General features: G+C 67.8%; 14 protein-coding genes and 1 riboswitch. Of the genes, 9 read left to right on the top strand and 5 right to left on the bottom strand.

What is annotated here, in order from left to right:
• Window positions 1-9 precede the first annotated feature (9 nt).
• The 5 genes from cobN to F7R26_RS26025 all read left to right on the top strand — a co-directional run bounded on the left by cobN (window position 10) and on the right by F7R26_RS26025 (window position 6,374).
• On the top strand, window positions 10-3,840 hold the full coding sequence (cobN, locus tag F7R26_RS26005; protein ID WP_150991237.1) for a cobaltochelatase subunit CobN: 3,831 nt from the start codon (window positions 10-12) through the stop codon (window positions 3,838-3,840).
• Window positions 3,837-4,901 (top strand): ATP-binding protein, encoded by a 1,065-nt coding sequence (locus F7R26_RS26010; RefSeq protein WP_150991239.1) that lies wholly within the window; start codon window positions 3,837-3,839, stop codon window positions 4,899-4,901. The genes cobN and F7R26_RS26010 overlap by 4 nt, the downstream gene beginning before the upstream one ends.
• 197 nt (window positions 4,902-5,098) lie before the next feature.
• Window positions 5,099-5,575, top strand: coding sequence for a vWA domain-containing protein (locus tag F7R26_RS26015; protein WP_150991241.1), 477 nt, complete (start codon window positions 5,099-5,101; stop codon window positions 5,573-5,575).
• Between the two features lie 169 nt (window positions 5,576-5,744).
• Window positions 5,745-6,023, top strand: a complete 279-nt coding sequence (locus F7R26_RS26020) for a type II toxin-antitoxin system RelE/ParE family toxin (protein WP_150991243.1) — start codon at window positions 5,745-5,747, stop codon at window positions 6,021-6,023.
• Window positions 6,024-6,056: 33 nt separating this feature from the next.
• Window positions 6,057-6,374, top strand: a complete 318-nt coding sequence (locus F7R26_RS26025) for a HigA family addiction module antitoxin (protein ID WP_150991245.1) — start codon at window positions 6,057-6,059, stop codon at window positions 6,372-6,374.
• 117 nt (window positions 6,375-6,491) lie between these two features.
• On the opposite strand, the gene F7R26_RS26030 is transcribed toward F7R26_RS26025, so the two are convergent.
• From F7R26_RS26030 to F7R26_RS26040, 3 genes are read right to left on the bottom strand one after another with little or no spacing between them, the layout of a single operon-like run.
• Window positions 6,492-7,550, bottom strand: coding sequence for a HoxN/HupN/NixA family nickel/cobalt transporter (locus F7R26_RS26030; protein WP_150991247.1), 1,059 nt, complete (start codon window positions 7,548-7,550; stop codon window positions 6,492-6,494).
• Between the two features lie 53 nt (window positions 7,551-7,603).
• The gene (locus F7R26_RS26035; RefSeq protein ID WP_150991249.1) at window positions 7,604-9,118 is read right to left on the bottom strand and encodes a PepSY domain-containing protein; all 1,515 of its coding nucleotides are present in this window, start codon (window positions 9,116-9,118) and stop codon (window positions 7,604-7,606) included.
• 7 nt (window positions 9,119-9,125) lie between these two features.
• Window positions 9,126-11,390, bottom strand: coding sequence for a TonB-dependent receptor (locus F7R26_RS26040; protein ID WP_150991251.1), 2,265 nt, complete (start codon window positions 11,388-11,390; stop codon window positions 9,126-9,128).
• Window positions 11,391-11,515: 125 nt separating this feature from the next.
• Window positions 11,516-11,773, bottom strand: a riboswitch (cobalamin riboswitch).
• Between the two features lie 300 nt (window positions 11,774-12,073).
• On the opposite strand from F7R26_RS26040, the gene F7R26_RS26045 reads away from it, so the two are divergent.
• Window positions 12,074-13,630 carry a methyl-accepting chemotaxis protein gene (locus F7R26_RS26045; protein ID WP_150991253.1) on the top strand — a complete coding sequence of 519 codons (1,557 nt, stop codon included), beginning with the start codon at window positions 12,074-12,076 and terminating at the stop codon, window positions 13,628-13,630.
• Window positions 13,631-13,675: 45 nt separating this feature from the next.
• On the opposite strand, the gene F7R26_RS26050 is transcribed toward F7R26_RS26045, so the two are convergent.
• A complete protein-coding gene (locus F7R26_RS26050; protein WP_150991255.1) occupies window positions 13,676-14,152 on the bottom strand; it encodes a YjjA family protein in 477 nt (158 codons plus the stop codon).
• A 367-nt stretch (window positions 14,153-14,519) separates the two neighbouring features.
• Here F7R26_RS26050 and F7R26_RS26055 point away from each other — a divergent pair, with 367 nt between their 5' ends.
• Window positions 14,520-16,181 (top strand): S-layer protein, encoded by a 1,662-nt coding sequence (locus F7R26_RS26055; RefSeq protein WP_150991256.1) that lies wholly within the window; start codon window positions 14,520-14,522, stop codon window positions 16,179-16,181.
• Window positions 16,182-16,311: 130 nt separating this feature from the next.
• On the opposite strand, the gene F7R26_RS26060 is transcribed toward F7R26_RS26055, so the two are convergent.
• Window positions 16,312-17,250, bottom strand: coding sequence for a LysR substrate-binding domain-containing protein (locus F7R26_RS26060; protein WP_150991258.1), 939 nt, complete (start codon window positions 17,248-17,250; stop codon window positions 16,312-16,314).
• 311 nt (window positions 17,251-17,561) lie between these two features.
• Between F7R26_RS26060 and F7R26_RS26065 the strand changes: the two genes are divergently transcribed.
• On the top strand, window positions 17,562-18,602 hold the full coding sequence (locus F7R26_RS26065; protein WP_150991260.1) for a Bug family tripartite tricarboxylate transporter substrate binding protein: 1,041 nt from the start codon (window positions 17,562-17,564) through the stop codon (window positions 18,600-18,602).
• 100 nt (window positions 18,603-18,702) lie between these two features.
• Window positions 18,703-20,295 carry a gamma-glutamyltransferase family protein gene (locus tag F7R26_RS26070; protein WP_150991262.1) on the top strand — a complete coding sequence of 531 codons (1,593 nt, stop codon included), beginning with the start codon at window positions 18,703-18,705 and terminating at the stop codon, window positions 20,293-20,295.
• Window positions 20,296-20,344: the final 49 nt, after the last annotated feature.

The following is a 20,344-nucleotide window of genomic DNA, read 5'->3' on the forward strand; positions in this document are numbered from 1 at the left end:
AGGCACCCGATGCACCTGCTTTCCACCCGTCCGGGCGGCTTCGTCGACGATAACGCCGGCGTGGTGCGCATTGCACAAAGCCCGGCGCAAATCGTGGTGCTCAGCGCGGCGGATACCACGCTGTCGCTGCTGGCCGGCGTCTTCCCGCGCCTGGGAGCGGGTTTTCCCACGGTGCGGCTGGCCAACCAGATGTACCTGCGCCAGCCGGCTTCGCTCGACATGTATGTGGACGACGTGCTGCAGCACGCGCGCGTGGTGGTGGTCGACCATCTTGGCGGCGACAGCGACTGGCCCTATGGCCTGGAGCGGCTGACCGAGCTGGCGCGCTCGCGCAACCAGCTGCTGGTGATGTTCTCCGGCGACCTGGCCGAGGACGCCAACCTGCTCGGGCGCGGCAACGCGCCGCAAGCGCTGGCCAGCAACCTGTGGCGTTACCTGCGCGAGGGCGGCGCGGACAACGCCGAGCAGTTCTTCCGCTGCCTGGCGCATCACGCTTTCGGCTGGGGCGAGCCTGCCCTGCAGCCGCGCGTGCTGCCGCAGGCGGCGATCTATCACCCGGCACACGGCGTGGCCACCGCGGCGGACTGGCAGCGGGCGTGGGCGCAGGATGGCCATGCCGATGCGCCGGTCGTGGCGCTGGTGTTCTACCGCGCCCACCTGCAGGCTGGCAACACTGCTGTGTTCGATGCCCTCATCGCCGCCTTGCGCGCACAGGGCATGAACCCGCTGCCGCTGGCGGTCAATTCACTCAAGGACACGCTGTGCCGCGAGGTGCTGCAGCATCTGTGCGCCGGGCACGGCGCGGCGCTGGTGCTGAACACCACGGCGTTCGCCGTCTCGTCGCTGGACGCGCCTGAAACCCTGGCGCTCGCCGGCGACGCGCCGGTGCTGCAGGTGATCCTGAGCGGCGGCAACCGCGAGGACTGGCTGCAGGACAGCCAGGGCCTGGGCCCACGCGACGTGGCCATGCATATCGCCATGCCCGAGGTGGACGGGCGCATCATCACGCGCGCCGTCAGCTTCAAGGGGCTGGCCTATCGCTGCCCCCATACCGAGGTCGATGTGGTGCGTTACCAGCCCGACGCGCAGCGCATCGCCTTCGTGGCCGAGCTCAGCCGCCGCTGGTGCCGCCTGCGGCAGCTGGACAATGCCGACAAGCGCGTGGCGCTGGTGCTGGCCAACTATCCGGCCAACGAAGGGCGCATCGGCAACGGCGTGGGGCTGGATACGCCGGCCTCCGTCGTGGGCATTCTCGGCATGCTGCGCGAGCAGGGCTACCACTGCGAAGGCCTGCCTGCGGACGGCGACGACCTGATGCGCGGGCTCACGCAGGGCATCACCAACGACCCGACGCACCGCGACCTGCGCCCGGCATTCCAGAGCCTGTCGATGGCCGACTACCTGGCGCACCTGAGCCGCCTGCCGGCGGACAACCAGCGCGCCCTTGCCGAGCGCTGGGGCAGCCCGGACCAGGACCCGATGGTGCGGCAAGGGCGCTTCATGATTGCCGGCGTGCGCAGCGGGCATCTGTTCGTCGGGCTGCAGCCTGCCCGGACGTACGCGCTGCCGGGCGAGCAAGGCAGCCAGAGCTACGCCAGCTACCACGATGCCGATCTGGTGCCGCCGCATGGCTACCTGGCGTTCTACTTCTGGCTGCGCCACAGCTTCGGCGCCGACGCCATCGTCCACGTGGGCAAGCACGGCAACCTGGAGTGGTTGCCCGGCAAGAGCGTGGCGCTGGCCGATACCTGTTGGCCCGATGCCATCCTCGGGCCGCTGCCGCATCTCTATCCCTTTATCGTCAATGACCCGGGCGAGGGCGCGCAGGCCAAGCGGCGCGCGCAGGCCGTCATCATCGACCACCTGATGCCGCCGCTCACGCGCGCCGAGAGTTATGGCCCGCTGCAGGACCTGGAGCGGCAGGTTGACGAATACTACGAGGCGCTGGCGGTGGACCCGCGCCGCGCGCGGATGCTGCGCAAGGCGATCCTGAAGCTGATCGTGGACCAGCAGCTGCATCGCGAGCTGGGGCTGGATGCGCCGGCGGATAGCGATGGAGAAGATGCGCTGCTCAACCGCACCGACGCTTACCTGTGCGAGCTGAAGGAATCCCAGATCCGCGATGGCCTGCATGTGTTCGGCGTGTCGCCGCAGGGCCGCCAGCGGCGCGATACGCTGCTCGCGCTCGGGCGCTTTCCGGTGGGCGACGGCAAGGGCGCGCAAGCCAGCTTGCTGGCGGCGCTGGCCGCCGACCTGGCATTGGGCGATGGCTTCGACCCGCTCGATGCCGACTGGTCCGCGCCCTGGCAAGGGCCGCGTCCGGCGCAACTGGCCACGCTGGACGCCGGGCCGTGGCGCCATCATGGCGATACGCGCGAGCGCCTTGAGATGCTGGCCACCGCGTTGCTCGGCGAGGCGGCTGGCGACGTTGCCTTGCCGCGGGCCTCGGCCGTGCTCGCGCGCCTGCGCCAGGACGTGATGCCGCGCCTGGATGCCTGCGGCCCGCAGGAAATGCGGCAACTGTCGCGCGGGCTGGCCGGGCAGTTCGTGCCGCCGGGCCCCAGCGGCGCGCCCTCGCGCGGCCGGCCGGATGTCCTTCCCACGGGGCGCAATTTCTACTCGGTCGACACGCGTGCGGTGCCAACCCGCACGGCATGGACGCTGGGCCTGAAGTCTGCCAACCAGTTGATCGAGCGCCACCTGCAGGAGCACGGCGAGTATCCGCAATCCATTGGCCTGTCCGTCTGGGGTACCGCCACCATGCGCAGCGGCGGCGACGACATCGCGCAGGCCTTCGCGCTGCTGGGCGTGCGGCCCAAGTGGGCAGCCGGCAGCTACCGCGTGACCGACTTCGAGATCTTGCCGATGGCGATCTTCGACCGTCCGCGCGTCGACGTCACGCTGCGCGTGTCGGGGTTCTTCCGCGATGCCTTCGCCAACGTCATGCGCCTGTTCGATGCCGCCGTGCAGGCCGTGGCGCAGCTTGACGAACCCGCCGACGTCAATCCCGTGCGCGCCCGCATCGAGGGCGAGCGCGCGCGGCTGGAAGCCGAGGGCGTGCCCGCTCCCGAGGCGCGCCGCCGTGCCGGCTGGCGCGTGTTCGGCGCCCGCCCGGGCGGCTACGGCACCGGCCTGCAGGACCTGGTCGATAGCCGCAACTGGCAGGACGACAGCGATCTGGCGCGGGCCTACCTGCATGCCGGCGGCTACGCCTATGGGCAAGGCACGGATGGCGTCGAGGCGCGCGCCAGCTTTGCCCAGCGCCTGTCCAGCCTGGATGCGGTCGTGCAGAACCAGGACAACCGCGAGCACGACCTGCTCGACGCCAACGACTACTACCAGTTCCAGGGCGGCATGGTGGCGGCCGCGCGCGAGTTCGGCGGCGCGCAGCCAGCGATCTACCACGGCGACCACAGCAACCCGGCGGCGCCGCGCATCCGCACGCTGCAGGAAGAAATCAGCCGCGTGATCCGTGCGCGCGTGGTCAATCCCAAGTGGCTCGACGGCGTCAAGCGGCACGGCTACAAAGGTGCGTTCGAGATGGCCGCCACGGTGGACTACCTGTTCGGCTTCGATGCCACCACCCGCGTGGTGGCCGATCACCAGTACGCGCTGGTGACCGATGCCTATGTGAACGACGCCGGCACCCGCGCTTTCCTGCGCCAGCACAATCCGCGCGCGCTGCACGCCATCTGCGAGCGCCTGCTCGAAGCGGCGCAGCGCGGCCTGTGGCAGGAGCCGGGCGAGCGTCGCGCCCAACTGGAACAGCACCTGCTCGACAGCGAGCAGGCGCTTGAAGGAATCGAAGGAATCAAAGGAATCGAAGGAATCCCCTCATGAATGCAACCGCCCGGCCCGCCCGCATGCCATTTCCCTTCAGTGCCCTGGTCGGCCAGCAGCGCCTGCAGCAAGCGCTGCTGCTCGCCGCGGTGGACCCCGGCATCGGCGGCGTGCTGGTCAGCGGCCCGCGCGGCACGGCCAAGTCGACCGCGGCGCGAGCCCTGGCGGAATTGCTGCCCGAAGGCCAGTTCGTCACGCTGCCGCTTGGTGCCAGCGAGGAACAACTGATCGGCACGCTCGACCTCGGCCACGTACTGAAGCAGAGCGAGGTCCGCTTTGCCCCCGGCCTGCTGGCGCGCGCGCACCAGGGCGTGCTGTATGTGGACGAAGTCAACCTGCTGCCGGATCACCTCGTCGACCAGTTGCTGGACGTGGCCGCCAGCGGCGTCAACGTGGTGGAGCGCGACGGCGTGTCGCACCAGCACGAGGCGCGCTTTGTGCTGGTGGGCACCATGAACCCGGAAGAAGGCGAGTTGCGCCCGCAGCTGCTGGACCGTTTCGGCCTGTCGCTGGCGCTGGAGAACTGCACGGACGCCGCGCAGCGCCAGGCGATCGTCAAGGCCCGGCTCGCGTTCGACAACGATCCGGTGGCCTTGTGCGCGCGCTTTGCCACGGAACAGGAAACGCTCACGCGGCAGGTGCGGCTGGCGCGCGCCGCACTGTCTGCGCTTGCGTTCAGCGATGCCGTGCACGAGCGTGTCAGCCACCTGTGCCTGGCCGCCGCCGTCGATGGCGTGCGAGCCGACCTGGTGATGCTGCGCGCGGCGCGCGCGCTGGCTGCCTTGCAGTGCGACGCGGCGGTGGTGCCCGCGCATGTGGACACCGTGGCGGAACTGGTCTTGCACCACCGGCGCCAGGCGCCGCACAACGCCGGCAGGCAGGCCGGTGGCGATGGCAGCGCAAATGGCAGCGCGAATAGCAGCGGCGATGGCAATGGCCGCAATGCGGGCGACGCCGCCGCCAACAACCCATGGGGGGCGCTCCCGCCTGCGCCGGCAAGCGCAGCGGCCGGCATTGCCCCGGTCAAGGGTGTGAGGCCGCTGCCCACAAAAAAAGCCTGAGCCACCGGCAGGCCGCCACCGATTCCAGGCAAGGCGGCAACCGGTGGCAAGCCCCTCGTTTTGCCTCATTTCTCGCCGCGCCGCCCGGCAGCCCGGGCAGCTCGCGCATCCACTGGACACGGACGCTGGCCGCCAAGGGCAGCCAGCCGCTTGCGCCCAGCCAGCTGCGCTGGCGCGCACAGCAGGCGCACGCCGGCGTGCTGCACTGCTTCGTGCTCGATTGCTCGGCCTCGATGCTGCACGGCCGCCAGCTCGCGCTGGCCAAGGGCGTGCTGCTGCGCCTGCTGCAACGCGCCTACCAGGCGCGCGCCGAGGTGGCGCTGGTGTGCTTCGCCGCCGGCCGCGCCGAAGTCCGCCTGCAGCCGGCACGCGCCCGCCCATGGAGCGAAGCCTGGATCCGCCCGATCGCCGGCGGCGGCGGCACGCCGCTCGCGCTCGGCATGGAGCGCGCCGGCCAGTTGCTGGCCCACGCCGCGCGACGGCACCCGGCGCAACAGCGCTGGCTGTGGCTGCTCAGCGACGGCCGCAGCACCGAGCAGCCGCCGCGCCCGCATTGGGCCGATGCGGTGATGGTGGTGGATTTCGAGCGCCAGGCGGTGGCGCTGGGGCGCTGCCGGCAGCTGGCGCTGGGATGGGAGGGGGAATATCTGGTGGCGGATGCGTTGATCGGATGAGATACCGGCACTGTATGTTTATACAGTGCCGGTGTAGGATGCCATTTCCTCCGCCGGATCATGCGCGTGAAAGCGAAACATACACTCGGCGGCCTGGATGGCGGCCTCGGGCATTGGCGTCAGGCTTGTCATTCGTATAGTTAGGCTATACACTCCGTGTGATTCCGCAATGATCAAAAGCTTCGCTCACTCTGGCCTGCAGCGATTCTTCGAGACCGGATCGAAAGCCGGGATTCAGCCTCGGCATGCCGAGAAACTTCGGATACAGCTTGGTGCTTTAGACCACGCCATCAAGCCGGAGGACATGGGCGTGCCCGGCTGGAGATTGCACGAACTCAAAGGCCGCATGGCCGGACACTGGTCAATCACCGTCAATGGGAATTGGCGCATAACCTTCAGATTCGAGGATGGCGATGCGCTGGTTGTGGACTACCGCGACTACCACTGACCCCCAACGTACTGTGACATCAAGGAGCCCATCATGACTCGGATGCACAAGCCTCCGCATCCCGGCACGGTTCTCGCTGAATGGCTGGCGGGCCTCGACGACATGACGATCACGGCGTTCGCCGGGCACATCGAAGTGACGCGCGCCACGCTCTCGCGTATCGTGAACGGCCATGCGGCAATTACGCCCGATATTGCCATTCGCCTGGAAGAAGCGTTGGGTGCCAGCCGCGAGATGTGGTGCGGTATGCAGACCGCCTACGACCTCTGGATGGCCGCGCAGAAACCCCGCAAACACATCAAGCCGATTGTTCGTCCGATCATGGACGAAGCGGAGCCGTCCTGCGCATAGGGCACCGGCGGGCAACCCGTATAGGTTCTGCGCCGGCCAGACTCGCCCAATGGCTTGGGCAAGGGCGCCGACCCGGTTCCTGTTTCAGCGAGCGGCGTCGGTCCGCCGCGCCAGATCTCACCCCATCCTCACCTCGATCTCGTCATAGCGCCGCACCCGGTACACCACCATCGAGATCAGCCAGCTCAGCACGAACACGCCGATGATCACATAGCCGAGCATGCCGAAATGCGCGTTAAGCTCGCCGATCACATCCCACAGCCCGCCTTCCAGCCCGAGCTTGTCGGCAATCAGCCCGAGCGCTTCGATGCCGCCGATGACCACCGCGACCACCACCGAGACCAGCGTGATGGTCATGTTGTAGTAGAGCTTGCGGATCGGCTTGGTGAAGGCCCAGCCGTAAGCGCCCAGCATCAGGATGCCGTCGGTGGTGTCCACCAGCGACATGCCGGCGGTAAACAGGGCGGGGAACACCATGATGGTCCAGAAGGGCACGCCCTTGGCGGCTTCGGCGGCGGACAGCCCGAACAGCGCGACCTCGGTCGCGGTGTCGAAACCCAGGCCGAACAGCAGCCCCATGGGGAACAGGTGCCAGCTGCGGCTGGCCAGCCGGAACAGCGGGCGGAACAGCCGCGAGAGCACGCCGCGGTTGTTCAGCAGCAGGTCCAGGTCCTGCTCCTTGAGCGCTTCGCCGCGCTTGACCGCGCGGAAGGCACGCCACACGGAGATCAGGATCAACAGGTTGAAGAAGGCCAGCAGGAACAGGAACAGCGCGGAGACGCTGGTGCCGATCATGCCGCCCACGGCTTTCATGTCGGCAAAGCGCGTTTGCAGCGCGGCGGCGGCAACCGCGATGCCGATCGACATCAGCGTGACCACGGTGGAGTGGCCGAGCGAGAAAAAGAAGCCGACTGTCACGGGGCGCTTGCCTTCCTGCATCAGCTTGCGCGTGACGTTGTCGATGGCGGCAATATGGTCGGCGTCAACGGCGTGGCGCAGGCCGAGCGTGTACGCGAGCACGGCGGACGCCAGCAGCATGGGGTGGTCGCGAAACGCTGCCAGTGCCCACAGCCAGGCCCCCACGTTGGCGGCGATCAGGAAGACGTAGAGCGTAATGACCTTGCGGCGCACATCGGCGTCCTGGTCGTTGAAGATGCTGGCTAGAAAGCGGAACATGAGCGGTCCGTGAAAGATCGGGAATTCTGAATGGATGGACGCCAGGCCGGGACTCATGCCCGCCGGCGGCGCCCGCGAAACAACCTGCGCCAGCCAATCACCACGCCACTGACCGAGACTACCAGCCCGGCAAGCGAAAGCAACCAGACCGTCGCGTCCCAGGCCGGGCGATGGCGCACCAGCCAGCCAAAGTCCCAGCTGTGCGCGGCATGGAACAGCCATCGGTAGGCACGGCGGCTGCGGTCGCTGCGGCCCAGCAGGTTGCCGGTGTCCGGGTCGATGTACGCCCACGTGGCGCAGTCGTCGTCAAAGCGCACGCGCAGTACCGGCAGCTTGCGCGGCTGGTGGTGGCTGTACCAGTAGGCGTCGTCCTCGTGCAGCAGGTCGTGGCCGGCGACGGTGGCGTCCGGCATCAGCTGCGCGGCTGCCTGGGCCAGTGTCTGGGCAGAGAGCGCCAGCGGCGCGCCGGTGTTGGCGTGATAGGCGTGCGTCGTGGCCGCGGTCGCCACCAGCATGACCGGCACGCCGGCCTGCCAGGCCAGCCTGATCTCCCTTGGAGGCAGCGTGGTGTCGGACAGCAGGCTCGCCAGCGCCGTGCCGTCGCCGGCGGGAAAGCGCGGCAGGGTTTCTCCGGCGTAGCGTTCCAGCGCTGGCTGCGCAAACGCGCGCCCGGGAAACCACTGATTGGGATTGACCGATAGCCAGCCGCTGGCCAGCCACGCCAGCAGGAACAGCGATGCGGCCAGCCCGGCGACATGGTGCCAAGCCATCCAGCCGTGATAGGGCGAGGTGCCGCCGGCGCTGCCGTGCGCAAACCGGCGGCGCACGCGCAGCCGCAGCCAGCCGATCCAGATGCCGCTGACGGCCACGGCAATGCATGCGCCGGAGGTCCACAGCACGACCTGCCGCCATAGCGGCGGGTCGGCCCGCACCGGCGTGAAGTACAGCCAGTGCGGCACCGCGCCGAGCCAGTTCCAGAACCGTTCGGCGCGGTTCGTGTCGCGCATCACCTCGCCGGTCCGGGCCGACACATACAGCTCGGAGCCGGCCGCATCGTCCAGCGCAATGCGATGCAGCGGCCGCCAGGGATTGAGCCCGTTGGGCACGGTCCACTGGTCGCGCTCCGCGGTTTCCACCCAGCGCGCGCCCGCCGCCCCGGAGAAACGGTGGGCGATGGCTTGTGCGGCAGCGGCATCCACCTGTTCGATGCGCGCCGCGTCGCGGGCGGAGATGGTGTAAGGCTTGCCGTTCCAGTCGATCATCCGGTAGACCGGGTGCGCGCCCATCATCTCCAGGCGCAGGCTGCGCGGAAAGCGGGTGAGGCCCGCGCTGGCCATCGCGGCATCCGGCGTGATCCTTACCCCGGGCAGGTCCAGCGGCGGGAGCCCCGCGTGGCGCTCGGTATCGGTCAGCGCGGGAAAGGCCACATACATCATGACCAGTCCCGAGAGAAACCACATGGCGATCAGCAGGCAGCCCGCGATCCCGGCCCAGCGGTGCACCAGGTAGAGCCAGCGGCGCGTGAAGCGCCAGCAGGCTTCACGCCAGGGCAGGGGTGTGCTTGCCATGGCCGGCCTAGAAGTAGAAGTTGGCCGACAGCTCGGCCGCGCGCGGCCGGCCCAGCAGCCACTGGCCGCCGCTGTTGCCGGCGGACTCGGCGTAGTCTCGGTTGAACAGGTTGTACACGCGCAGCGTCAGCGCCGTCTTGCGCGATGCGCGCCATTGCAGCGAGGCATCCACCACCGTGTACGACGGCATGGCGGTGGTATTGGCGTTGTTGGTGTAGCGCTTGCCCACGTAGCGCAGGCCGCCGCCTGCCTGCCACTGCGGTGCGAAGGCCCATGTCAGCCACAGGTTGGCCGCCTGCTGCGCAACGCTGGTGGGCACGTTGCCATTGCGCGAGACCAGCGCGCCGTTCACGCTTTCCGCGAAGTTGTCGTAGCGGGCGCGCAGCACGGTGCCGTTGGCATCCAGGCGCAACCCGTGCATGAGTGCCACGCTGACCGATGCCTCCAGCCCGCGCGAGGATTGCTCGCCCACCTGTACCGACAACGCCGGGTTGCTGGCGTCGCGTGTCAGCAGGTTCTTCTTGACGATCTGGTAGGCGGCAAAGGTCCACTCGCCGCGCTGGTTCCAGAACGATTGCTTGACCCCGGCTTCGATCTGCCTGCCGGTGGCCAGCTTGAAATCCTTCTGTGCGTCCGAGGTGGAGATCAGTGCGCCAAGGGGATCGGTGGCGGTGGCGTACTGCGCATACACCGACAAGGCTGGCGTGAATGCGTAGACCGTGCCCGCGCGCCACGTGATGTTGTTGAAACTGCGGGTCCAGTCGTCGCCCGTGACCAGGTTGCCGCGTTCCAGCTGCGCATGGTCCAGCCGCACGCCGCCAATCACCGACCATTGCCGGGTCAGCTGCAGGCGGTCCTCGCCAAACAGTGCGGCTTGCGTGGTGTGGGTGCGAAAACGCGGCGACGTGACAATGCCCGGCGGGCTGAAGAACTGGCCCGGGTCGAACTGGTAGGCATTGACCGTGGACGCGCCGCCATAGGGCGAGTTGTTGCTGTGAGTGAAGTTGATGCGGTTGACGTCGAACCCCACCATGGCGGTATTGGCCATGCCGAACAGCTGGCCATCGATCATCAGGTCGGCGCGGTCGCCCACCTGTTCCTGGTCGTGCAGGATCTCCAGGTAGTCGGTGCGGCGTACCTGGCCCGTCGCGGGCAGCAAGGTATAGGACTCGGCGTCGCGCCAGTGGCGCTGGCTGGTGAGGTAGTAGAACTGGTTGCGCACCGTGACGCGCTCGTTGGGCTGCCACTGCGCCGCGAGCCGGGTCCAGCGGTCGCGATAGGTGATGTCGGCGTCGCCAACGTTGTAGTTCTTCTTGCGCAGCGAGGTGTCCAGGCTGCCGGCCGCCAGCGGCGTGCCCAGGTATTGCATCGGATGCTGGTCGGCGTCGTCATAGGACAGCGTCAGGTTGAACTCGGGCGATACGTCCAGCCGCACCGCGGCCGACACCGCTAGGCTGCGCGAGTCGCCCCGGTCCACCCAGCCGCCGGAGCGGCCGTAGCTGGCGTTGAGGCGGTAGGAGAGGGTCTCGTTGACCGCGCCGCCGCTGTCGAACGCCGCGCGCGCTGTTTTCTGCGTGCCGCCGGTGAGCTGCAGCTCGTTGGCGATCGGCGCGGGCATCGGCTTCTTGGGAATCACGTTGACCACGCCGCCGATCGCGCCCTCGCCAACCATGACCGAGGCCGCGCCGCGCAGCACCTCGATGCGGTCCACGGACCAGGTATCGAAGGGAAATGTGACAGTGCCGGAGGCCACGTAGAGGCGCGTGCCATCGTACAGCTGCATCACCGAGCCTTGTCCCGCAAAGCCGCGTGCCGCGAGCGCCGTGCCGCCGTTGCCGGGCGCGCCATTGGAAGTGATGCCGGTGGCGCGGGTCACGGCCTCGCGCACCGACAAATCGCCGCGTTCGCGAATGGTGTCGCCGGACAGGACTTCCACGCTGGCAGGCGTTTCCAGCGGGGTCAGGCCAAGGCGGCTGCCGGTGCTGGTGGGCTCGGACAGCGCCAGCCCGGGCGGCTGCGAGGCGCTGCTGACGACCACCGGCGGTAGCACCGTGCTGTCGCCGCGCGACCGCTGCGATTGCGCTCGCTCTGAAGGTTGGGCATCTTCCGCCGCCCAGGCGGCATCGGCGCCGATGCCGGCGAAGGCCCCCAGCGACAGCGCGAGCGCGCAATGCTGCGCGAGCTGGCGTGGCGGCTTGGGCGCATGACGACGTTGGGGTGGCTTGGCGGCCGCCGGCGAGGCGGTATGGGCAATGCGAGGGCGCGCGGACATGCGTTTTCCATCATTGGCCGCGGGCGACCCCGCCCGGCGGCAATAAACGAACCAGCCGCGGACGCGCGCGCAGTGACGGCCAGGCGCGTGGCCAGCCGTCTCACGCCTGGCCGCCCGTCCGCAGCCCCGGTGATCGGTCGAAGGCCGGTATCCGGGCTTGCAGGGGGACGCCTGCCGCTGGGGCGCGTCCGGGGTGCCGCCTTCCCGCGCGATGATGCGCAGTGGCTGCCGCGGCCTGTTGGCGCGGCGTGACACCTTTGTACCTGCTGACCGTTGCGGGGGCAGCACAGGATTAGCCGTGGCATGGCCGGCGGCGCACCTGTTTCCCGTTTAACCCCCGCCGCGTGCTGCGCGCCGGAGGCACCTTCGAACCCTTGTCATGCCACTCAGTATTTGCAAGTTGGTTGCAATTACTGAGTGGCATGCGAGGCGCATTGTAGCGGTATTTGCGCCGCATTCGGGGGCAGATGGCAGGCGTTTTTTTGCACCGTGCGGGTGCGCGAGCGTTTCGCGCCTGGCACAACCTGTCGCCATTTTGGTGCTTCATGCGATATTTTTTGCGCTTCGTGGCCTTTCCTGCGGTCCTGCCGCGCCTTTCGCTAAAGAAGGCGGGCCTGGCTCCGATATCCGGAGATGCCGCATGCCTCCTGCATGGCCGGCCATTGCCTCGAGAAGCGAATGCCATGAATCGTCTGACCCTGCGGAAAAAGCTGTGGATTCCCCTTGTGCTGGCCTGGCTCGGCCTGCTGTTGCTGACCGTGATGCACGCCTTCCAGACCCGCCAGCTGCAAATGGCCGATCGCCGCGGCGAGCTGGCTAACATCGTCGACATGTCACTCTCGCTGGTGCGCGACTATGCCGAGCAGGCGCGCCAGGGTAAGATATCCGAGGCCGATGCCAAGGCCCAGGCCACGGCCCGCGTCGCCGCGCAGCGTTATGGCAAGGATGGCTACATCACCATTGTCGGCGCGGATTCCGTGCTGTTGATGCATCCCATCAACCCCAAGCTCAACGGCAAGAACATGATCGACTTCAAGGACGCCAAGGGCAACGCCTTGTATGCCGATATCGCGGCCCGCGGCGCGTCGGCCGAAGGCGCAGGCCACCTGGACTACTGGTGGCCCAAGCCGGGCAGCGACCAGCCGAGCCCCAAGATCGGCTACGTGGCGCGCTTCAAGCCGTGGGGCTGGGACCTGGTCGCCGGCACGTACATGGATGACGTGCAAGCGCAGTTCCGCGCCTCGCTGTATCAATCGCTGGGGCTGCTGGTGCTGCTGGGCATCGTGATTTCCGCGGTGGCCACGCTGCTGATCCGCAGCATCCAGAGCTCGGTGGGCGGCGAGCCCGCTACCGCCGCGGCCGTTGCCTTGCGCATGGCCAGCGGCGACCTCACGGCGCGCGTCGAAACCCACCCGGACGACCGCTCCAGCCTGATGTACGCCATCGGCCATATGCGCGACCAGCTCGCCGGCACGGTGGCGGGCATCCAGCAATCGGCCGATTCCATCACCTCGGCGGCCCAGGAGATCGCCTCGGGCAATAGCGACCTGTCGAGCCGCACCGAGCAGCAGGCGGCCTCGCTGCAGCAGACCGCCGCCAGCATGGAGCAGATCACCGCGACGGTGCGCCAGAACGCCGACAACGCCAAGGAGGCTAGCCAGTATGTGGCCGACGCCTCGCAGATCGCGCAGCAGGGCGGCAGCGTGGTCAGCCAGGTGGTGGACAAGATGCGCGGCATCACCGCCAGCTCGCGCAAGATCAACGACATCATCGGCGTGATCGACGGCATCGCTTTCCAGACCAATATCCTGGCGCTTAACGCTGCGGTGGAAGCCGCGCGCGCCGGCGAGCAAGGCCGCGGGTTTGCGGTGGTGGCCGGTGAGGTGCGCAACCTGGCGCAGCGCAGCGCGGGCGCGGCCAAGGAAATCAAGACGCTGATCGTCGAGTCCGTGGGCCAGGTCGACAGCGGCTCGGCACTGGTGGAGCAGGCCGGGCAGACCATGGCCGAGATCGTCAACGCGGTCGGCCGCGTGACGTCCATCATGGATGGCATTGCCTCGGCCACCGCGGAGCAGCGCACCGGCATCGAGGAGGTCAATCGCGCGGTCGCGCAGATGGACCAGATGACGCAGCAGAACGCGGCGCTGGTGGAGCAAGCGAGCGCGGCCGCCACGTCGCTGGAAGACCAGGCCGGCGCGCTGCACCATGCCGTGTCGGCCTTCCGCCTGTCGCCCGCCTGAGCGCTGAGCCGCTGAGCGCTGACGGGGCGCTCGGCGCGCCTGGCCCTACAGCAGCGACTTGCCCTGCGCGAGGATCTTGTCGCAGACCTGCTTGGTGACCTGGTCCTTGAGGCCGCCACCGCTCAGGTCGAACTGCTTGCCGTCGCTGCTGCTCAGGATGCCCTTGGCGCCGCTGGTGTAGCCGGCGTCCGATGTGGGCGAGTCGCCGCCGACCTTGCCCAGCAGCTTGTCTTTGACCGAGGCGGCGCCGCTGGCGCCGCCAAGGTAGTTGTTCTTCACGCAGTATTCCAGGATCCCGGCGACATTGCCGGTGCTGCCCGAACTCAGCGATTGCAGCGAGGGCATTCCACTCATCCCGCCCAGGCTGCCGCCCAGGCCGCTCAGGCCACCGGACGAACTCTCGGTGCCGCCCTGCGTGGCGCCTTTGAGCAGATCCCCGAGCTGCGCATGCGCGGCTGCCACCGGTAGCAGCGCGGCGATCAGGATTTTCACGGCGGTGATGCGATAGAGGCTGGCGTTCATGCTGCATCCTTCTGGCGGCGTGGAAACAGTCTTCACTATAGTGCTTGCCGCATCGGCCTTCGCCATTCGCTTCAGTGACGCTTTCTTCTCTCCGCACTAGCCGATTTGCATGACGCGCGCATTAAGCGAGGCTTCGCACACGCGGTTGATCATTCTGTAAGTCGGAATGTCGTCTCAACGATACGAATTTTCCCAAATAAGTGCATCGATTTACCTGAATGCTGAATTTGTCGTCTTTGCGTCACCTCTGTGTCACGAACGCCAATCACTATCTGCGCCCATAAGAGCCTTGCCAGCGCGCCCGGACGAAAGACGCGCGGACCAGCCGGGTCAATACAAAACAGTGTCATCAGGGAAATCGAATCCAATGCGCCACACCAGATCCATCCTCGGCCTAGCGGCCTCCTTGTGCATCGCCGGCGGCTTCTACGGCTGCAACGGCAACGGCGAGCCGTCCGGCAACAGCGCGCCGGCCGCACCCGCACCGAGCACGCCCATCACGCCCGTCACGCCGGTTGCCGAAGTCACCGGCAAGTGGACCACCGGCGACCTGCATGTCCACACCATCGAATCGAACGACGCGCAGAGTCCGCTCACCACGGTGCTCGACCAGGCCTTCACCGCTAACAACCTCGACTGGATGGCCTTGTCGAACCACCTGCGCGTGTCGGATCGCGATAGTACGGGCACGGCAATCCCGGGCGGCCCGATCCCGTTCTCGAAGGCCCTGGCCAACTACGAAGTCCCGGCGCTCAAGCAGCTGCAGGCCGATGGCCGCTATCCCGGCAAGCTGATCTTCTCGACCTTCGAGTGGGACATGCCCACCCACGATCACGTCAACGTGGGCATCTTCAGCGGTTCGCCCGCACTCGCAACGGCGGTCAAGGGCGCCAACGAATTCGAGTATTTCTTCACCGGCCGTCCCGACACCATGTTCGATCCGGCGGACGTGGCGGCCTGGAACGCCAAGGCGCCGCGCACCGCCGCCTCCAGCCACGCCGATGCGGTGCAGGCGTTCACCTGGCTCAAGACCAACTTCCCCGATACCAGCTACGCGCTGATCAACCATCCGTCGCGCAATCCGGGCAAGTACACGGTCGCCGACTACCGCGAGTTCAATGACCTCGCACCGAACATCGCGTTCGCGGTGGAAGGCATGGTTGGCAATCAGATGGAGCCCGACCGCGGCGGCTATAACAGCAGCTACGACCCGGCGAACCTGAAGTCGCGCACCTACGGCGGCGTGGACTACGTGGTCGCGCAGGTCGGCGGGATCTGGGACGCGCTGCTGGGCGACGGCCGCCGCTTCTGGAACATCGCCAACTCGGACCACCATTTCAAGACTGCCGGCGGGCTATTCAGCAGCGGCTACTTCCCCGGCGAGTACGCCCGCAACTACGTCTGGCTGGAGGGGACCGGCATCAAGTCGGTGTTGGATGGCTTGCGCGCGGGCAAGGCGTTCTCGGTGTTCGGCGATCTCATCAACGCGCTGGACTTCAATGTGGCCGCAAGCGGCACCAAGCGCGAGATGGGCGGTGAGCTCAAGGCCCGCGCCGGCGATAGCGTGACCGTGACCATCCGCTTCAAGAGCCCGGACCGCAACAACTTCGAGTACCCGCTGGACAGCGGCGCCAACGTCAACGTCAAGCCCACGGTGGACCACATCGACCTGATCGCTGGTGACGTCACGCCGCGCGCCTTGCCCGGCACGCCCGGCTACAGCAAGGACACCAACGACTCCACCAAGGTCATCGCCACGTTCACCAAGGCCGACTGGAAGCTGGACAAGGACGGCTACAACACGGTGACCTACACCTTCAATGCGGCCAAGAGCCAGTACTTCCGGCTGCGCGGCACCAATCTTGGCATGAACGTGCCGGGCGAGACCGCCAACGGCAACCCGCTGCCCGACCTGAAGACGGACCTGACGGAAAACACGCCACGCTTCAATGCCATCAACGCGCGCAACTACAACGACCTGTGGTTCTATTCGAACCCCGTGTTCGTGACGGTTGCTCCCAGCACCTGAGGCAAGGGACGCGCCCGCTGGCGGGGCAACGCGCGCTGATCCGGAGGATTTCGCGCGCGGTGTTCGGATCCTCGCGCATGGCCCAGCCACGCGGCGCCGCGTCTTGCTTATCCGGGTGAAACGGTTCCCACTAGCAGTTCGGTTCACGGCCACCACCCTCGCCATGGGCGGGAACGTGCTCCAGCACCTCCCAGAGCGCCAGCAGGGTAGGGTTGCTGGCATGGGCGGCGCGATACGCGCAGATATCGAATGCCGAGCACCATGTGGCGTCTCCTGCCGGCACCAGCGTGCCCGCTGCGAGCGCATCGGCCGCGGTGGTGCGCGGCAGCCAGGCCACGCCGTGGCCCTCGCTGGCCATCTTCATCAACAGGATTGCCATGTCTGCCTCATAGCAACGCGCCAGCGCACGGCGTGGCGGCGCGTCTTCGAGGATCACCTCGACGATGCGGCCGAGCGTGGTGCTGGCCGTGTAGGCCAGGTAGGGAATCGGCTTGGCGCCACTGCTGCCTAGCGAGAACAGCGGGGCGCCGCGCGCATTGGGCGCGCACAGCGGCATCAGCACGTCGTGCCCGACCGTGAGGCTGCGGAACTTGTCCGGGTCCAGCGAGACCGGCACCCGCGTATGGTTGTAGCCCAGCATCAGGTCGCAGTTGCCCTCCGACAGCGCCACCACGGCTTCGAGCACGTTGGCGGCCACGACCCGGGCATTGAACTGGCCGTAGCGCTTCTGGCATGCCTTGAGCCAGCCCGGCAGGAAGGTCAGCGACAAGGTATGCCCGGCGGCAATCTGGATCGCCTTGCCCGGCATGCGGCTTTCCTGGCGCAGCGTGGCGCGTGCCTCCATCAGCAGCGTGAGTGCCTCGCGCCCGCTGGTGCAGAAGGTTTTGCCGGCCGGGGTCAGGTCCATGGGGAAGGTATTGCGGTCGACCAGCACCGCACCGGCCCAGTCCTCCAGCGAGCGGATGCGCCGCGACAGCGCTGACTGCGTGATATGCCGCAACTCGGCGGCGCGCGAGAAGCTGCGCGTCTTCTCCAGGACCAGCAGGTCGTCGATCCATTTCAGCTGCATGGGATGTGTCTTCGGAAGCGTCGGGCGATGAGGGAAAGCCTGCCGCCGGTCTTGCCTGGCAAGGGCGCCAGGCGGTGGCCGCAATGCGTATTCCATTTTCGCATAGCTCTATGGCCGATCCGCATTCCGGTGGCCGCCGGGCACGCCTAAAATCTGCGCTTCCCGTCAGTCAATATCGCCCCAGGGCGAAGCCAGATCCAGCATGACAGGGGCGCGCAAACAAGCCGGCAGCCAAAGCGGCTGCGCCCCGGAACGTTCCGACTCTACCTCGGCAGTTAACGTCTTCGACGCTATCCGGAGCTACCCTGATCATGTTTATCCAGTCGCTTTACCGTACCCGCGCGTTGCAGGGGCCAGCCCGTCGCTTCCTTGGGGGCAAGCGGGCACAAGCCGGCCTGCTGCTGGCGCTGGCCGTGTGCGCCGCAACCACCACCACGCCAGCCGCCGCCGCGGACTACCCGGACCACGCGGTCCAGCTGGTGCTGTCCTTCCCGCCGTCCGGCGCCACCGATGTGCTGGCGCGCGCGGTGGGCCAGCGCTTGTCCGCCGTGCTCAAGCAGCCGGTGGTGGTGGACAACCGCCCCGGCGCCGGCGGGGCCATCGGCATGAGCTTCGCGGCCAAGGCCGCGCCCGATGGCTATACGCTTTACCTGGCCGCTGTCAGCAATGCCGCCATCGCGGCTGCCACGTACAGCAACCAGCCCGCCAGCCTCACCCGCGATTTCGTGCCCATTGCCGGCATCGGCACCGTGCCGCATATCCTGGTGGTGCCGGCCTCGTTGCCGGTGCATTCGGTGCCTGAGCTGGTCAGCCTGCTCAAGGCGTCACCCGGCAAGTACAACTTTGCCTCGCAGGGCTCCGGCACGTTGTCGCACCTGGAGTCGGAACTGTTCAAGCTGCGTACCGGCGTGGACGTGGTGCACGTGCCGTACAAGGGCAGCGCCTTCGCGCTGCCGGACCTGATGGCAGGCCGTGCGAGCATGATGTTCGACAGCATTCCCTCGGCCCTGCCGCACGTGAAATCCGGCAAGCTGCGGTTGCTGGCGGTGGCGTCCGATCACCGTCTGAGCTCCTTGCCCGATGCCCAGACAGTGACCGAGGCCGGCATCCGCGATTTCCGTGCCGACAACCTGTTCGGCCTGGTTGCGCCCAAGGGCACGCCGCCCCAGGTGCTCAAGCAACTCAGCGCCGCGATGAAGGAGGTTCTGGCTTCGCCGGAGCTGGCCGCGGCCATGGAAGCACAGGGCGTGCAGATCAAGTACACCGCACCCGAGCCATTCGGCCGCATGATCGGCGACGAGATGCGCGCGTGGGAGAAGGTGGCGCGCGCGGCCAACATCAAGATCGAGTAGCCACCGCGCAAGCACAAAGCACAAAGCACAAACGCATCTGGCCGGCGCTGCCGTGCAAGCCGCTGGCCAGAACCCCCAACCCTCGGAGCCTCGCAAAGCCATGACCAATTTCTGGAATTTCCCCTATCCCTCGCAACGCGTGCCCGTGCTGGCCGACAACGTGGTGGCCACCTCGCAGCCGCTGGCGGCAGCGGCAGGCCTGCGCATGCTGGCCCGTGGCGGCAATGCCGTGGACGCGGCGCTGGCCACGGCGATCGCGCTGACCGTGGTCGAGCCGTGCATGAACGGGATCGGCGGCGATGCCTTTGCGCTGATCTGGGACGGCAAGGAACTGCACGGCCTGAACGCCAGTGGACGGGCGCCGGCGGCGTGGACGCCCGAGTATTTCTCGCGCTACGGCAGCATGCCGGTCAACGGCTGGGACACCGTGACCGTGCCTGGTGCCGTTTCCGGCTGGCGCGCCACGTGGGAAAAGTTCGGCAGCCTGCCGTTTGCCGAGCTCTTCGAGCCCGCGCTGGAATATGCGCGCAACGGGTTCCTGGTCTCGCACACCGTGCACCGCCAGTGGCAGGCACAGGTGCCCGTGCTGATCGACAAGCCGGGCTTTGCCGACGCCTTCGCGCCGAACGGGCGTGCGCCGCTGCCGGGCGAGCGCTTCATCTGCACGGGCCAGGCGCAGACGCTGGCGCGCATCGCCGAGACCAAGGGCGACGACTTCTATCACGGTGAACTGGCCGGCCGCATCGCCGCGCATGCGCGCGCCACCGGCGGGCTGATCACCGAGGCCGACCTCGCCGCCCATCGCGCGGACTGGGTCCAGCCGATCAGCATGTCCTATCGCGACCTGGCGTTGTTCGAGATCGGCCCGAACGGGCAGGGCATCGGGGCGCTGATGGCGCTGGGCATGCTGGAGCATTTCGATGTCGCGGCCATGGGCGTGGACTCCGCCGCCGCCATCCATGTGCAGGTGGAAGCCATGAAGCTGGCGTTTGCCGACCTGCACGCGTACGTGGGTGACCCTGAGGCAATGACCGAGGTGCAGGCCGCCCACCTGCTCGATCGCGGCTACCTGGCCAGCCGCGCCAAGGCCATCGACCCGGAGCGCGCGGCGGCGGCCGGCCCGGGCAAGCCTCACAGCGGCGGCACCGTGTACCTGACCACGGCTGACAAGAGCGGCATGATGGTGTCGTACATCCAGTCCAACTTCAAAGGCTTTGGCTCCGGCGTGGTCGTGCCCGGCACCGGCATTGCGCTGCATAACCGTGGCTGGGGCTTCAATCTCAAGCCGGGCCACCCCAACCAGGTAAGCCCTGGCAAGCGGCCGTTCCACACCATCATTCCTGGCTTCCTGATGCGAAAGGGCGCGCCGCTGGCCAGCTTCGGCGTGATGGGCGGCTCGATGCAGGCGCAAGGCCACCTGCAAATGACCAGCCGGCTCGCGGATTTCGGCCAGAACCCGCAAGCCGCGTGCGATGCGCCTCGCTGGCGCGTGCTGGACGACAACGCCACCATCGCGGTGGAGTGGAATTGCCCCGCCGCCACCGTCGAAGGCTTGCGCGCGCGCGGCCACAAGGTGGAGGTAGCGCCGCAAGGCAACCTGGAATTCGGCGGCGCGCAGATCGCGATGCGCCTGGAGGATGGCTACGCGGCGGCTTCGGACCACCGTAAGGACGGCTATCCGCTGGGGTTCTGAGCACGTTCCCTGCCCGCGGGCTGGCGGCGCCGGCGTGGCTCGCGCCAGC

The sequence above is a fragment of the Cupriavidus basilensis genome, assembly GCF_008801925.2.
In the GTDB taxonomy this organism is placed as follows: Bacteria; Pseudomonadota; Gammaproteobacteria; order Burkholderiales; family Burkholderiaceae; genus Cupriavidus; species Cupriavidus basilensis.

What these genes read in the sequence shown, in the direction of transcription:
- cobN (WP_150991237.1), top strand. Translation starts at nt 10, where the DNA reads ATGCACCTGCTTTCCACCCGTCCGGGCGGCTTCGTCGACGATAACGCC.
- F7R26_RS26010 (WP_150991239.1), top strand. Translation starts at nt 3,837, where the DNA reads ATGAATGCAACCGCCCGGCCCGCCCGCATGCCATTTCCCTTCAGTGCC.
- F7R26_RS26020 (WP_150991243.1), top strand. Translation starts at nt 5,745, where the DNA reads ATGATCAAAAGCTTCGCTCACTCTGGCCTGCAGCGATTCTTCGAGACC.
- F7R26_RS26025 (WP_150991245.1), top strand. Translation starts at nt 6,057, where the DNA reads ATGACTCGGATGCACAAGCCTCCGCATCCCGGCACGGTTCTCGCTGAA.
- F7R26_RS26030 (WP_150991247.1), bottom strand. Translation starts at nt 7,550, where the DNA reads ATGTTCCGCTTTCTAGCCAGCATCTTCAACGACCAGGACGCCGATGTG.
- F7R26_RS26035 (WP_150991249.1), bottom strand. Translation starts at nt 9,118, where the DNA reads ATGGCAAGCACACCCCTGCCCTGGCGTGAAGCCTGCTGGCGCTTCACG.
- F7R26_RS26040 (WP_150991251.1), bottom strand. Translation starts at nt 11,390, where the DNA reads ATGTCCGCGCGCCCTCGCATTGCCCATACCGCCTCGCCGGCGGCCGCC.
- F7R26_RS26045 (WP_150991253.1), top strand. Translation starts at nt 12,074, where the DNA reads ATGAATCGTCTGACCCTGCGGAAAAAGCTGTGGATTCCCCTTGTGCTG.
- F7R26_RS26050 (WP_150991255.1), bottom strand. Translation starts at nt 14,152, where the DNA reads ATGAACGCCAGCCTCTATCGCATCACCGCCGTGAAAATCCTGATCGCC.
- F7R26_RS26055 (WP_150991256.1), top strand. Translation starts at nt 14,520, where the DNA reads ATGCGCCACACCAGATCCATCCTCGGCCTAGCGGCCTCCTTGTGCATC.
- F7R26_RS26060 (WP_150991258.1), bottom strand. Translation starts at nt 17,250, where the DNA reads ATGCAGCTGAAATGGATCGACGACCTGCTGGTCCTGGAGAAGACGCGC.
- F7R26_RS26065 (WP_150991260.1), top strand. Translation starts at nt 17,562, where the DNA reads ATGTTTATCCAGTCGCTTTACCGTACCCGCGCGTTGCAGGGGCCAGCC.
- F7R26_RS26070 (WP_150991262.1), top strand. Translation starts at nt 18,703, where the DNA reads ATGACCAATTTCTGGAATTTCCCCTATCCCTCGCAACGCGTGCCCGTG.